Annotated in this window: 8 protein-coding genes and 1 pseudogene; 7 read left to right on the forward strand and 2 right to left on the reverse strand. The window is 69.3% G+C overall.

All coding sequences use genetic code 11. The features are described 5' to 3' along the window. Window positions 1-194 precede the first annotated feature (194 nt). From I8N67_RS14915 to I8N67_RS14930, 4 genes are read left to right on the forward strand one after another with little or no spacing between them, the layout of a single operon-like run. A complete protein-coding gene (locus tag I8N67_RS14915; RefSeq protein WP_200303564.1) occupies window positions 195-917 on the forward strand; it encodes a class I SAM-dependent methyltransferase in 723 nt (240 codons plus the stop codon). Continuing rightward, the gene (locus I8N67_RS14920; RefSeq protein ID WP_200303565.1) at window positions 914-4192 is read left to right on the forward strand and encodes a ferritin-like domain-containing protein; all 3279 of its coding nucleotides are present in this window, start codon (window positions 914-916) and stop codon (window positions 4190-4192) included. Before I8N67_RS14915 ends, I8N67_RS14920 begins: the two co-directional genes overlap by 4 nt. Continuing rightward, a complete protein-coding gene (locus tag I8N67_RS14925) occupies window positions 4192-5499 on the forward strand; it encodes an FAD-dependent oxidoreductase (protein WP_200303566.1) in 1308 nt (435 codons plus the stop codon). The genes I8N67_RS14920 and I8N67_RS14925 overlap by 1 nt, the downstream gene beginning before the upstream one ends. Next, window positions 5496-6548, forward strand: coding sequence for a methyltransferase (locus tag I8N67_RS14930; protein WP_234045719.1), 1053 nt, complete (start codon window positions 5496-5498; stop codon window positions 6546-6548). Before I8N67_RS14925 ends, I8N67_RS14930 begins: the two co-directional genes overlap by 4 nt. An 89-nt stretch (window positions 6549-6637) precedes the next feature. Here the strand turns inward: I8N67_RS14930 and I8N67_RS14935 are convergent, their stop codons facing one another. Together I8N67_RS14935 and I8N67_RS14940 are read right to left on the reverse strand one after the other, a co-directional pair. Beyond that, a complete protein-coding gene (locus I8N67_RS14935) occupies window positions 6638-9442 on the reverse strand; it encodes a helix-turn-helix transcriptional regulator (protein ID WP_200303567.1) in 2805 nt (934 codons plus the stop codon). Window positions 9443-9770: 328 nt separating this feature from the next. After that, the gene (locus tag I8N67_RS14940) at window positions 9771-9908 is read right to left on the reverse strand and encodes a hypothetical protein (protein ID WP_200303568.1); all 138 of its coding nucleotides are present in this window, start codon (window positions 9906-9908) and stop codon (window positions 9771-9773) included. Window positions 9909-10693: 785 nt separating this feature from the next. Here I8N67_RS14940 and I8N67_RS14945 point away from each other — a divergent pair. From I8N67_RS14945 to I8N67_RS14955, 3 genes and pseudogenes are all read left to right on the forward strand, one after another. After that, window positions 10694-11041 (forward strand): hypothetical protein, encoded by a 348-nt coding sequence (locus I8N67_RS14945; protein ID WP_372443711.1) that lies wholly within the window; start codon window positions 10694-10696, stop codon window positions 11039-11041. Between the two features lie 279 nt (window positions 11042-11320). Then, window positions 11321-12703: an alpha-amylase gene (locus I8N67_RS14950; protein WP_200303569.1), complete on the forward strand. Its 1383-nt coding sequence runs from the start codon at window positions 11321-11323 to the stop codon at window positions 12701-12703. A 371-nt stretch (window positions 12704-13074) separates the two neighbouring features. Further along, window positions 13075-14058, forward strand: a pseudogene (locus I8N67_RS14955) (glycoside hydrolase family 62 protein); the annotation flags it as partial. Window positions 14059-14102: the final 44 nt, after the last annotated feature.

A 14102-nucleotide genomic window follows, 5' to 3' on the forward strand; every position in this document is an offset into this window, starting at 1 on the left:
CGCGTGCCAGGGAGCCGATCGGTGCGATGCCTGAGAGCGCTCCTGCGAGGCGGGCGGCACCCTACGTGAGTACGCAGGTTCTTGCGGTCGCCCGGTTGCGGTCGCCCGTCGGTGCGGAAGCTGTTCCAGCAGCCGGTTGCCCCACGGGCGGCCACCGCACCCCGCCCCCGCCCTGAGATGTCGAGGACGCGCTCATGACCGAAGGTGCCAACTCCGTGGCGACACAGCCAGAACCCTACTTCGACGACCTCGCCGAACTGTACGAGCGGTTCACCAGGGTCCGTGACGCCGCCACCAGCCCGGTGCGCTCCTGGCTGGTCGAGCGGCTTCCGCCGGGCAGGCGGGCGATCGACGTCGGCTGCGGCGGTGGCAACAACTGCGGAATGCTGGCCGACCACTACGACGAGGTCGTGGGCGTGGACATCTCGCAGCGGATGCTCGACATCGCCGCGACCAAGCCGTCCCGTGTCCCGGTGCGCTACGAGTGCCGCAGCGCACTGGACCTCAGCCCGGCCACGCACGGCACCTTCGACCTCGTGATGTCGGTCAACGCCGTGTTCCACATGGGCCCGGCCGAGTCGGCGCTGGCACGTCTGCGTGAACTGGTCGCCCCCGGCGGACGATTGCTGATCATCGACGTCACCCAGCCGGACGCCGCCGCCGACGCGCCTCCCAGCCGGCAGAGCACCTACGCCTTCGAAACGGCCCGGATCATCTACGAGATGTCCGGAGACGTGGAGGCCGCCGCCGACTCGATGCGCATGATGCTGCACCCACGCTGGCTGGAGATGAGCACCCAGCACATGCCGCTGACGGACGCGGAATTCGCCCGCGCGTACGAGGCGCTGTTGCCCGGGGTCCAGATCACCAGGGACGTCGTCCCCACCATGAGCGCCGCCCTCTGGGACGCGCCGTGAGCGTCTTCGACCTGCCGAGGCTGCACTTCGCCGGGCTTGCGGTCACCAGACTGCCGACGGGTCCCCGCGCCGGGCTGCTGGATCTGGCGGCCAACCGGGCCCTGACCGACGACGGGCCGTTCCCCACGGAACGGCCGGTGCAGGAGTATCACGACTTCCTGCACCACCGGGGCGAGCGTTTCGAGCCGGACGGCGAGATCACCCCGGAGGGCCGGTTCGGAACCACCAAGGGCTGGAACTTCGGCGGGAACGGCCACTTCTGGATCGACGCGAAGGTGGTCAGCTGCGAGCGCGAGGCCGGGCGCGTGGACACCGAGGACCCCTTGGTCGGGCGGCAACTGGACCTGTGGGGCCACTACTGCGACTACACCGCGGGCACCGCCAACCGCGCCCGGGTGTTCGATGTGGACCCGTCGTCGAACTGGACCACCACGGTCATGGTGGGTCATTTCGCCTTGGGCAGGCTGGGCCGCTCGCACGAGACCGGCTACCTGGTCACCGGCGACGTCAACGGCATGTGCCCGCCGCGCTGGCAGAACTCCGCTCACATCCGTGACGTCGGTGAGCATCAGCTGTCCGCGCACTTTCGGCGCTCGGTGGTCCACCAGTTCGTGGTGGACAGGAACGAGGGCCTGCACTGGCTGGACGGGGCGGACAGCTCCCCCGCACTGACCGCGCTGCGCGAACTCATCGACTCCGGCGCCGCCGATGGGCTGGTCGTGCAGTTCGCCCTGACCAACATGGCCACGCCGACCGCCAACGACGAGCCCGACCTGTGGGACCTGCGCGGCACGATCGCCGCCTGGCACGCCCAGGAGCTGCGCACCTGTCCCGCCGGACGGCTGCTCACCGGGCGCAGGCTGCGCTCCGCCGGTCAGGCCGGCCCCCTGCACAACCTGACCGTGCGGGTCGACGACACCCACGTCACCGCCAACCTGATCACCGCGCTGCCCGTGGAACACCGTGCGCCCCGGCGCGGCCCCGGCCCCACACACCGGCTCGGCCCGTTCACCGACCTCGGTGACCTGGAACTGCGCACCGGCTCCGGCACGCTGCTCGCCACCATCCCCAGCAGCGCCTATCTCGGTGACGACTACTCCCTGACCTCCGGTGTGCTCACCGTGGCCCGCGTGGACGGCGGCACCGGCAACCCCGGCGAGACACTGCGACTGACCTCCGCGGAGGGCTCCACGCTGCTCGACGAGGAGGAGACGGTCGTCCAGTCGGACGAGGCGTGTCTGTTCCTGGAACACCCCAACTCCCGGACCGGCGAGGACTTCGCCGTGGAGATCCCGCTGCGCTCGTATGTGCGCGGCGAGCCCGCCAGGGTGGACGCCATCCGCGTCCTTCAGTTCTTCAATCCACGGGGCCTGCCGCTCGACGAGGCGGCACAGTCACCCGCCGCCCGCCCCGACGACGTACGCATCGTGGCCTTTCTGCCGCCCGGCCGACGGGACTACGAGGCCCAGTGCGTCACCTCGACCGACGAGCGGGGCCACGGCAAGGTCACCGTCAGGGGCATGCGCGGTGGCGCGGCCAAGGTGCTGCTGCTGCCCGAGGGCGAGCAACTGCCCGTGGACCCCGAACTGCCCGGATCGGCGGCACTCGCCTACGACAACGACGACGACCTGGGGTACTGGTCGGGCGTGGGCGCCCTCGCCGTCCGGGTGCTGCCCGACCAGTGGTATCTCGACGAGCTGCCGGACAGCGAGATCACTTTCCAGACGGTCTATCGCGAGGTGTTCGCCTACTACGAGCTGCAGTACTCCTTCATGCGATCGGAGGTCCTGAGCCTGGAGGACGAGTTCAAGGTCGAGCCCTACGCGCGGCTGATCTGGCACGTCAGCGACTCCAAGCACAAGGACAAGACCTTCTACATGCCGCCCACCCGCGACATGAACGCGCCACAGACCAGGCTGCTGCTGCGGTACCTGCTGGCCGACGAGGCGAAACGGCAGATCCCACCGACGCTGGTGCCCCAGGAACGCAGGTCCGGGCTGATCAACACCAGGGACGAGCTGCTGCACGCGCTCCACCACGCCGCGCGGATCGAACTCGCCACCATGATCCAGTACCTGTACGCGGCGTACTCGATCCCCCTCCACGGCGCGGCCCGGCACTACGTGGCCGACGGGACGTGGACCGAGAGGCAGCTCGAGATCGCCTGCGGCGAGGGGACCCAGACGCTGCGCAACGGCATCCGGGGCAGCCTGATGAACGTGGCCAGGGAGGAGATGATGCACTTCCTGGCGATCAACAACATCCTCATGGCCATGGGACGGCCGTTCTACGTGCCCCAGCTGGACTTCGGCGACTTCAACCGGCAGACCTCCGTACCGCTGGAGTTCTCCCTGGAGGCGTTCAGCCTGGCCGGCGTGCAGCGGTTCGTGGCCCTGGAACAACCACACGATCTCGAACCGGAGGTGGCGGGCAACGACCCCGTCGTCCGCGGGACCGATGGCGAGCCCTACCCGTACAGCTCACTGAGCGAGCTGTACGCGGCGATCCGTGAGGGCGTCCAGCGGGTGCCCGGGGCGTTCCTGATCAAGAAGGGACGGGGCGGCGGAGCGCATCATCTGTTCATGCGGGAGTCGGTCAACGCCGTACACCCGGACTACCAGCTGGAGGTCGACGACGTCGCCAGCGCGGTGTTCGCCATCGACTTCGTCACCGAGCACGGCGAGGGCGGCTCCATCTCCTCGGTACTGCCCGAGGAGGAGTCCCACTTCGAGACCTTCCTGCGCATCTCCGACCTGCTGGTGAACGAGCGGGCCACCGGGCCGATGGGGCTGCGCGTCCCCTGGAACCCGGCCTACCCGGTGCTGCGCAACCCCACGCTCACGCCCCGCAGCCCGACCAAGAACGTGGTCACCCATGAGCCCGCGCGGCTGGCCATGACGGTGTTCAACCGCTCGTACTTCATGGCCATGCAGCTGATGGTGCAGCACTTCGGCTACAGCCCGGACAAGAGCCTGCGCCGGTCCCGGCTGATGAACTGGTCGCTGGACGTCATGACCGGCGTACTGCGACCGGTCGGTGAACTGATCGTGACCCTGCCCTCGGGCCGTCCGGGCCGAACGGCCGGCCCCTCCTTCGAGTTGGACCGGACGCCCGACTACATCTCCCGGCCCGACGTGGCGGTGGCGTGGATGGCGCGTGAGTTCGACGAGATGGCGCAACTGGCCCGCAAATGCACCGGGCTGACCCCGACCGTGGCGGATCTGCTCGCGTTCATCGGCGACCGGCTCCGCACGATGGACCTGCGGGACCTGTGATGGCGACCGAGACACGGCACACAACGGTGTGCGTGGTCGGCGGCGGTCCCGCCGGCGCCATGCTCGGCCTGCTGCTCGCCCGCAGCGGGGTGGACGTGGTGGTACTGGAGAAGCACGCCGACTTCCACCGCGACTTCCGGGGCGACACCGTCCACCCGGCGACCCTGCAGATACTCGACGAGCTGGGCCTGGTGGAGAAGTTCCACGAGCTGCCGCACCAGAAGGTCTCCACCATCGGTGTGGTGCAGGACGGCAAGCGCATCGACATCGCCGACTTCAGCAGACTGAAGGTGCCCTACCCGTACATGGCGTTCGTGCCGCAGTGGGACTTCCTCGACCTCATCACCGCACAGGCGGCGGCCCGTTACCCCTCGTTCCGGCTGCTCATGCGCTCCGAGGTGCTGGGCGTGGTGCGGCACGAGGGCAGGGTCACCGGGGTCAGGGTGCGTGGGCCCGGAGGCGAGTTCGAGGTGCGCAGCACGCTGGTGGTGGCCGCCGACGGAAGGCACTCGGCCGTCCGCCGAGACGTCGGCGCCGAGCCGAGGCTGATCGGCGCCTCCCTCGACGTCATCTTCTTCCGGATCTCCCGCCGGGAGGACGATCCGGACGAAGGCATCTGCGTCCGGATCGGCAACGGCAAGATCTTCGGGGCGACCGACCGCAGAACCTACTGGCAGATGTCCTACGAGACCAGCAAGGGCGGTCTGGAGGACATCCGCAGAAGGGGGCTCGACGCCTTCCGCGCCGATCTCGCCGCGCTGGTGCCGTTCCTGGCCGACCGCGTGCACGAGGTCGCCTCGATGGACGACCTGAGCCTGTTGGAGGCAAGGATCGACCGACTGGAACAGTGGCACAGGCCGGGCCTGTTGTTCATCGGCGACGCCGCGCACGCGATGTCCCCGGTCGCGGGGTTCGGAGTGAACCTGGCGGTCCAGGACGCGGTGGCGACCTCCAACGCGCTGACCGCCGCCCTGCTGCGCGGCCAGCGGACGGGCGCGCCCTTCGACGACACCCTGCTGGCCAAGGTACGCCGGCGCCGACGGCTGACCACGGCACTGTCGCAGGCGTTGCAGCGCGGAACACAGCGCTTCGGCATCGACAGCGCCCTGAAGGGCTCCGGGCAGCCACCGGCGCCGAAACTGTTCGAGCGCTTCGGCCCCGCGCAGAAACTGATGAGCCGTGTCATCGGGCTCGGCTTCCGACCCGAGCACGTCCGCACCCCGGAGGCCGACCGGCCCCCGTCGGACCCCTCGGCGTTCTCTCCGCACACCACGCAGCTCACGACCGATGAGGAGCGCCAGACATGACATCCGAAGTCACCGACGGGGAGCCGTCGCAGGCCCAGCAGCAGGCCATGCGCAGTACCACCCGGATGATGTCCATGATCACCGGGTACTGGGTCACCCAGATCCTGCGCACGGTGGCGGAGCTGGGCGTGCCCGACCACCTCGCCGAACGCCCCCTGACTGCCGGGGAGTTGGCCGAGCGCGCGGGCAGCGACCCGGAGGCGACATTCCGTCTGCTCCGGGCCTGTGCCGCGCTGGAGTTGGTCGAACCGGACGACGAGGCCCGTTTCACCGGCACACCGCTGCTCGACACCCTGCGCACGGGGGTTCCGCACTCGCTGCGCGACATCGCGCTGGTACACGGCTCGCCGGGGCACTGGTTGCCCTGGGGGCATTTCCCGCAGGCCGTGCGCGCGGGCGTGCCCCAGACCGGGGCCGCGCTGGGCATGGACATCTGGGACCACTACGCGGCCAACCCCGTGGAGGGCGAACGGTTCTTCTCCTCGATGACCGAGCTGACGGCCGGTCTGTCCGAGGAAGTGGCCCGACTGATCGACACCGGTGATGTCTCCGTGGCGGTGGACGTCGGCGGCGCCAACGGCTCCCTGCTGCACGCGCTGATGAGGGCGGACGACACGCTGCGCGGAGTGGTGTTCGACCTGCCCGCCGTGGAGGAGACCGCCGTCGCCGAAGCGGAGAAGGCCGGCCTGCTCGGGCGGACCACGGTGGTCGGCGGCTCCTTCTTCGACTCCGTGCCGCGGGGGGATCTGCTGCTGCTCAAGGCCGTCCTGCACAACTGGGACGACGACTCCTGCGTGAAGATCCTCAGCAAGTGCCGCGAGGCCCTCAACCCCGGGGGGCGGATCGTGGTGGTGGAGATGCCCCTCGGCCCGGTCGGACAGCCGGGATTCGCCCCTCTGCTGGACCTCGACATGCTGGCCGTACTGCCTGGCAGGGAGCGCGAACTCACCGCCTACGACGCCCTGTTCGCCGCTGCGGGGCTGCGCCGGACGAAGGTGACCCCCACCAGGTCGCCGCAGAGCCTGATCGAGGCCGTCGCAGGTCCGTGAGATCCCCGCGGACCGTTGTCGGTTGACGAAGCGGCGGGCAGTCCCGGCTGCGAACGATATGTTCGCACCCGGGACTGCCCCCCGCCGCGTCAGCGGGTGCACGCGATACGGGCCAGGTCCACGCGGGACTGGATCGCGAGCTTGCGGTAGATCTGCCGAAGGTGGAAACCCACGGTGTGCGGGGAGACGAACAGCTCACCCGCGACCTGCCTGTTGGTCAGCCCGCGGGCCACCAGCTGCGCCACTCCCTCCTCGGCCCGGGTCAGACTGTCCCAGCCCGTCTGCGGACGGGGCACATGCTTCCAGTGCCGCCGGCGCACCCCCAGCCGCCGCAGCCGTTTGCGCACCCGCGCCTCGTCCCACACCGCGCCCAGACCGTGGTAGGAGGCCATCGCGATGTTGAGCGCGGCGATCGCCTGCTCCCGTTCGGCGGAGCCCAGTAGGACGCCCAGGTCCTCGGTCACGGAGGCGGCCGCCCACGGGTCGGCGTAGTCCTCGGCCACGCCCGTCAGCGACTCGGGGTCACCGATGAGCAGCGCCCGGCCGTGCGTCGCGGCGGCGGCCACCGTGGGATACGCGCAGGCGGCCACGCTGATCTCCGTGGCGGTGCCCACGATCAGGGACGCCGTCTCCCGGTCGTCCGCGGCCAGCGCGGTCCGCACACACCACGCGGTGGCCGACGGGTCCTCCAGCAGGAGCTGGCGGAGCTTGCCCGGGTCGTGGACGAACTCGCCCAGCGCCCCCAGCGCCGCCCGCGCACCATGCCGTGCCGCCGTCACCTGCGCGGTGACCAGGCAGCGCGTCACCGACCACCGCTGCTCGTACTCGCCGGAGTCCGTGCCCAGCAGCGCCAGCCGTTCGTCCGCCGCGGTGAGCTCTCCGCGCCGCAGCGCGGCGACCACCAGGGCGGCGTGCAGTTTCGGCTCCCACAGCGGCATCTGAACCTCCTTGGAGACCCTGATCCCGGCCTCCGCGTCGGCCTCGGCGGCGGCCAGATCGCCGCGGGCGATGTGCACCCAGGCACGCAGCGCGAGCGGCACCGCGGCCAGCACCCTGTTGTGCTCCGAGATGATGGTGTGCTGAATGGTCTCCACGGTGGACATGGCCTCGTCGAGCTTGCGGATCTGGGTCAGCATGCACGCCTTGGTCCACAGGGGGCCGGCCTGCCAGAGGCTGGTCAGCGGTGCGGGTAGCGCCGCCGCCTGGTCCAGCGCGTCGAGCGCGTCATCTATACGTCCCTCGCGCCACCGTGCCAGCGCGCGGATGTTCAGCGCCGCGGCGTGCACATCAGTGCTGTGGGTTCCCTTGACGGTGATCACCTGTTCCGCGGCCATCGCGGTGGCACCGCTCTCACCGACGGGGGACAGCACGTCCAGTCGGAGCAGCGTCGAGCATGTCTCCCCGCCGCGTGGGGCCGAGGTGCCGAGCCGGGGTGCTTCCCGCAGGATCTCGAACGCTGTACGGGCATCCCCGCGCAGCTGCAGCGCGGTCGCCAGCCAGGCGCGCAGGGTCTGGACGGACCAGTCCGACCCGTCGCTCCGACTGAGCGTGACAAGCGACTCGGCGACCTCGATCGCCTGTTGCAGATTGCCGTGGCGGAGCAACCCGATCGTCGCCGTGATGGCCAGTCTGATGTGTTCCGGCTGGCCGCGGCGGGCGAGCTCCAGGCCGCGCAGGGCCAGCGCCGCGGCGTCCCGCGGTGAGGTCGGAAGCAGGTTCTCGGCCGCCGTGCAGATGGGGTCGATCGCCTGTGCGTCTCCGGCCTGCGCACAGTGCACGAGGTGTATCGCCGCGGCGTCGGCCGAACCACCCTCGCGGGCCAGGATCATGTCCGCCGCCTGCCGGTGCAGCAAGGACCGCATCAAAGGGGGCACGGTGCCCACGACGGCACGCCAGACCAGCTCGTGGCGGAAGGAGAACCGCTCGGGTCCGTACGTCACCAGTCCGGCGGTGAGGGCCTCCCGGAGCGGGGCGAGGAGCGCGACCGGGCTCTCGTCGAGCATCTCCATGAGGTCGCGCGGGCAGAAGGACACGCCCAGCACAGCTGCCACCTGGAGGCTCCGCTGCGTGGCCGGGGCCAGCTGTTCCAGACGCTCGTGGATCAGTCGTACGAACGGACCGGGCAGATGCGCGTCCGGCTCCGGAGCGACGGCCGAGGCGATCCCCGAGGTCAGCGACCCGTCCGCCAGGCTCGCCGTGCCATCGGCGATGCTCAGGCAGTCCTCCTCCAGCAACCCGCGCACCAGATCCACGGCCACCTGGGGCATGCCGCCCAGGCTTTCGCCCAGGGCGCGGACGTCGTCGTCCGGTTCCGCGCCGAGCAGGTCGCCCATGAGTGCGGCCACCGCGTCGTCGTCGAGGTGCTCCAGCGTGCAGAGCGACGCCGCGGGATGGCTGCGGACCAGCCGGCGCAGTAACAGGTTGTTGGGGGAGTCCGCGTCCTCCGAGCGCAGCGCGAAGAGCCAGACGACGGGGACGTCGATCAGCTTGAGCGCCAGGGAGTTGAGAGCGCGGACGACCAGCGGGTCGGCGCACTGCGCGTCGTCCAGCACCGCCAGCACGGGTCCACGGCGCAGGCGCCCCTGCAGGCGGGCCTCGATCTGCCCGGTCAGCCATGCGAGCCGGTCCGGGTTCGGGGCGCTGGTCCGGTTCGGCCGCGCGGCCGCCGGGGCGACCGGAGTCGGCATATTGACCTGACCGTGTTCGTCGACGACGCCCTCCACCACCGCGAAACCCAGCGGCTCCGCGACCGCGGCGGCCTCCAGCAGCAACCGGGTCTTGCCCGTACCGGCAGCTGACTCCAGCAGTACCACGGTGCTTCGGCGGCTCTCGGCGGCGGTGCGCAGAGCGGTTTCGAGCCGTTCGAGGTGGACCTCGCGGCCGTGTAACGGCAAGGGAGTCCGGGCTCTTGGCGTACGGGCCGGTTCCCTGGGCTGTTCGGAAGGTATCCGGTCCATGATCTCTCCCTGGTGCTGGCATGGGTGCGCACGCGGCGGGCGCCCGTCGTCGGCGGAAACGCGGGCATGGGTCCGGCGCATGGCGGATGGCTCGCGGAAATCGTCCTTTCAGTGCCTGAGTCGGCGACGCTGCCGATCGGGGACGAGGAAGGTGAGCGGGTGTCGACGGCGCCGGCTGGCGGACACGCCCGGGGGGCGTCAGGTGGTGGAGCGACGCCGCGCCGGTGAATGAGGTGACCGGGTGCGCGGCGGAGCTCCTGTGGGTTCATATGCCGCAGACGCGGCCGCCGTTGACACGGATGTCCGCGGCGTGCGCGCCGAAGACCTCGGAGGAAGGGCCCCTCGACAGGGGCGCGCGGCCGGTGAACACACAGCGCACGGCCGCCTTGTCCATCTGGGCCACCGTGAGGACGGTCGGGGCGCGGACGGTCCCGTCGCCGCCCGCAGGAGAGTGATCCGAGGCTGTGGAGGAGGTGTTCCTTTGAGCATGAGCTGTGCGGTCCTCACGTCGTGGGGGAGGAGGGCCTGGGGCCGGTCATGAATCGCTGCTGCTGCGCTGTTGGCACAGCGGCCTCGCGGTAGGGAAGGCGGGAGCGGCTGGGGGAAGGGGAGCGGGGACGCGCGACGTCCAGTCCGCGGCGACTGCCTGGGGCGGCGACGATTTCCATGCCGCGGTGCGGAGGGTGCCACACCGTCGTGTGGCCCTTCAGCGCCGTGGCCGTGACCGTGGGCGGGTTGGCGGCTTTGGCGGAGGAGTCGAACGGGCTGGTGACACGTGACGATAATCCACCCGGGACGGGTGCTTGAGATTGCAAGTTTCACAGGCGGGCGCCAACCACCATAGATCGATTATCGGACGAGAACGCCGAGTGTCCAACTCGCCGTATCGGCCGCCAAACGCAGCCAAAAGGGGTGGGGGGAGCGGCCCGTGCACCCGCTGTGCGAGCAGCCGTGCGCCGGTAAGCGGAGGTGATGTGTTGTTGACATCGGCTGATCACGTACGGGAGAGCGCCACGCTGCTTCTGTCCAGATCGATCATGGCGTGTCGGCCGTGGGTGTGCTAATGATCTCGACCGCGGAATTCCGGTGGGTTCTATACGACTTCGCTGGGCCGGGGGATCACCTGCGAGGAGCATCCGGTCCACGGTTTGCTGTCGCCCGCTCCGCACACCGCCGCGCCGGTGTGCGGTGCGCGCACGGCCCGCCTGCTCGACTCGTTCCGCCGAGCCCGCCGGACTCCGTGAGGGCTACGTCGGCTTCGCCACCCCCGAGCCCCCGCTCAAGCTGATCCTGGTCGAGGGCGCCACGGGCGAGGCAACCCGTATGGACCACCTCGGCGCCGAAGCCGAAACGGACGAGGCTGTCCACGCAGCCACCGCTCGATCGAGCGTGGCGGGCCTGGCCACCACGGAGAAGAGCGACACCACCTGCTGCTACGCCCTACGCCCTACGCCCTCCAGGACAAGGTCCGGGTCCACGGCCCGGCCGGGACGCCTGGGAGGATCGGTGATCCGCAAGTACCACCGGACTCGGTGAAGATCTCCGTGAGAACCATGACTCGCTCACGCCGAGGGCGCGGCACGAGACGGTGTGCGGGATGCCGTGCTCGGTCCTGTTGTCGCTGATCGCCTCGTCCACGGCGGTCGGGTCCGCCTCGCCGCGCGGAGATTTCGTGCGCGTAAAGAAGGTGTGTCCGGAGGGTTGACCGTCTGACAAACGGACTCGTACCTTCCTCTCGGTTGAAAGTTTTCAGTCGTCTTGCAGCAAGAACCGGCAGTGGATCTTGCATGGACCCTTCAACGGAGAAGGACCCACATGGCCAGCAGAACCCTCTCCGGCGCGCTCGCCCTCGCGTCCGCCGCGTCGATCGCGCTCGCTGTCCCGACGGGCAGCGCGTACGCCGCCCCACCCGGCACCAAGGACGTGACCGCCGTCCTGTTCGAGTGGAGCTTCGCCTCCGTGGCCAAGGAGTGCACCAACACCCTCGGCCCGAACGGCTATGGATACGTCCAGGTCTCGCCGCCCGCCGAGCACATACAGGGCTCGCAGTGGTGGACGTCGTACCAGCCGGTGAGCTACAAGATCGCGGGGCGGCTCGGTGACGCCACGGCCTTCCAGAGCATGGTCAACACGTGTCACGCGGCAGGTGTGAAGGTCGTCGTCGACTCCGTCATCAACCACATGTCCGCCGGGAGCGGCACCGGTACGGGCGGGTCGTCGTACACGAAGTACAACTACCCCGGGCTGTACTCCTCCTTCGACTTCGACGACTGCACGGCCACCATCAGCGACTACACCAGCCGGACCAACGTCCAGAACTGCGAGCTGGTGGGACTGTCCGACCTGGACACCGGCGAGGAGTACGTCCGCTCGGCGATCGCCGGCTACCTGAACAGCCTGCTCGGCTACGGCGTCGACGGCTTCCGTATCGACGCGGCCAAGCACATCCCGGCCGCCGACCTCGCCAACATCAAGTCCCGGCTGAGCAACACCTCGGTCTACTGGAAGCAGGAGGCCATCTACGGCAGCGGCGAGGCCGTCCAGCCGACCGAGTACACCGGCAACGGGGATGTGCAGGAGTTCCGTTACGCCTTCGACCTCAAGCGGGTCTTCAACAACGAGAACCTGGCGTATCTGAAGAACTACGGCGAGGGGTGGGGCTACATGAGCAGCTCCGTCGCCGGGGTCTTCGTCGACAACCACGACACCGAGCGCAATGGCAGCACCTTGAGCTACAAGGACGGCGCCAACTACACGCTCGCCAATGTGTTCATGCTGGCGTACCCGTACGGCGCGCCGGACATCAACTCCGGGTACGAGTTCTCGTCCACGGACGCCGGGCCGCCCAACGGCGGTACCGTCAACGCCTGTTGGCAGGACGGCTGGAAGTGTCAGCACGCCTGGCCGGAGTTCATACGCATGGTCGCCTTCCGCAACGCCACCCGAGGTGAGTCCGTCACCAACTGGTGGGACAACGGCGGCGACGCGATCGCCTTCGGGCGCGGCTCCAAGGGCTACGTCGCCATCAATCACGAGTCCGGCAGCCTCAGCCGTACGTATCAGACCTCGCTGGCGGCGGGCACGTACTGCGACGTCCAGAACAACACGTCCGTGACGGTGAACAGCTCCGGCCAGTTCACCGCCACCCTCGGCTCCAACGCGGCCCTCGCGATCTACGCCGGCAAGTCGAGCTGCTGAGCGGCCGTCCAGCTGCCGGGTAGCCGACAGCGACCTCTCCGTGCGTGACCGCGCGTTGTTGCGACTGGCAACGCGCGGTGCGCGAGGGGTTGACGGCCCCTCAGTCCCGCCCTACGTTCCGAGATGGTTATGGGAGCGCTCCCATAATTCGGGACGGGTCGACGGGAGTCGCGATGCGTGTGACAAGACGGCTGACGGAACGGCTGACAGAACGGCTGGCGGGGCGGCCGGCGGGACGGCTGAGAGGACGGCTGGCGGGGCGGCTGGCGGGGCGGCCGGCGGGACGGCTGAGAGGACGGCTGACAGGGCGGCCGGCAAGACGGCTGGGCGCCCTGATCGGTGGGCTCGCTCTCCTACTCGGGTTCGCGGCCTCACCCTCCTCCGCGGCCGCCTTGCCCGGCAGCTTCCAGTGGAAGTCGAGCGGCGTACTGATCTCTCCGAAGTCGGACGCCACCCACAGCCTCACCGCGATCAAGGACCCGTCGGTCGTGTACAACAACGGCCGGTGGCATGTGTTCGGGAGCACCACGAGCAGCAGCGGCGCGTACAGCATGGTGTACCTGAACTTCACCGACTGGTCGCAGGCCGCCAACGCGCAGCACCACTACCTGGACCAGACCGCGATCGGCGCCGGGTACAAGGCGGCGCCGCAGGTGTTCTACTTCGCGCCGCAGCGGCTGTGGTACCTCGTCTACCAGGTGGGGGACAACGCCGCGTACTCGACCACGTCGGACATCGCCAACCCCGGCTCGTGGAGCGCCCCGAAGAGGTTCTACGCGAACGGTATGCCGCAGATCATCCGGGACAACATCGGCAGCGGCTACTGGGTCGACTTCTGGAACATCTGCGACAGCGCGAAGTGCTACCTCTTCTCCTCGGACGACAATGGGCATCTGTACCGCTCCGAGACCACACTGGCGAACTTCCCGAACGGCTTCACCAACACGGTCATGGTGCTGCAGGACTCCGACAGATACCGCCTGTGGGAGGCCGCCAACGTCTACAAGATCCAGGGCTCCAACGAGTATCTGCTGCTCAACGAGGCGATCGGCAGCAACGGCAAGCGGTACTTCCGGTCCTGGACGGCGAGCGGTATCGCCGGTACGTGGACTCCGCTCGCCGACACCGAGACCAACCCCTTCGCGCGGTCGAACAACGTCACCTTCGACGGCACCCCCTGGACGAACGACATCAGCCACGGCGAGATGGTCCGCGCCGGCACCGACCAGACGCTCACCATCAACCCATGCCGCCTGCAGTACCTGTACCAAGGGATGAACCCGTCGGCGACCGGCGACTACAACACCCTGCCCTGGCGGCTGGGGCTGCTCACCCAGACGAACTCGACCTGCTGAAAGTTCTTTCCGATGGTTTCAGGACTCTTGCTGTAAGGCTTTCG

Origin of the sequence: Streptomyces adelaidensis (assembly GCF_016598475.1) — a bacterium.
GTDB classification, from domain to species: domain Bacteria; phylum Actinomycetota; class Actinomycetes; order Streptomycetales; family Streptomycetaceae; genus Streptomyces; species Streptomyces adelaidensis.

What these genes read in the sequence shown, in the direction of transcription:
- I8N67_RS14915 (WP_200303564.1), top strand. Translation starts at nt 195, where the DNA reads ATGACCGAAGGTGCCAACTCCGTGGCGACACAGCCAGAACCCTACTTC.
- I8N67_RS14925 (WP_200303566.1), top strand. Translation starts at nt 4,192, where the DNA reads ATGGCGACCGAGACACGGCACACAACGGTGTGCGTGGTCGGCGGCGGT.
- I8N67_RS14930 (WP_234045719.1), top strand. Translation starts at nt 5,496, where the DNA reads ATGACATCCGAAGTCACCGACGGGGAGCCGTCGCAGGCCCAGCAGCAG.
- I8N67_RS14950 (WP_200303569.1), top strand. Translation starts at nt 11,321, where the DNA reads ATGGCCAGCAGAACCCTCTCCGGCGCGCTCGCCCTCGCGTCCGCCGCG.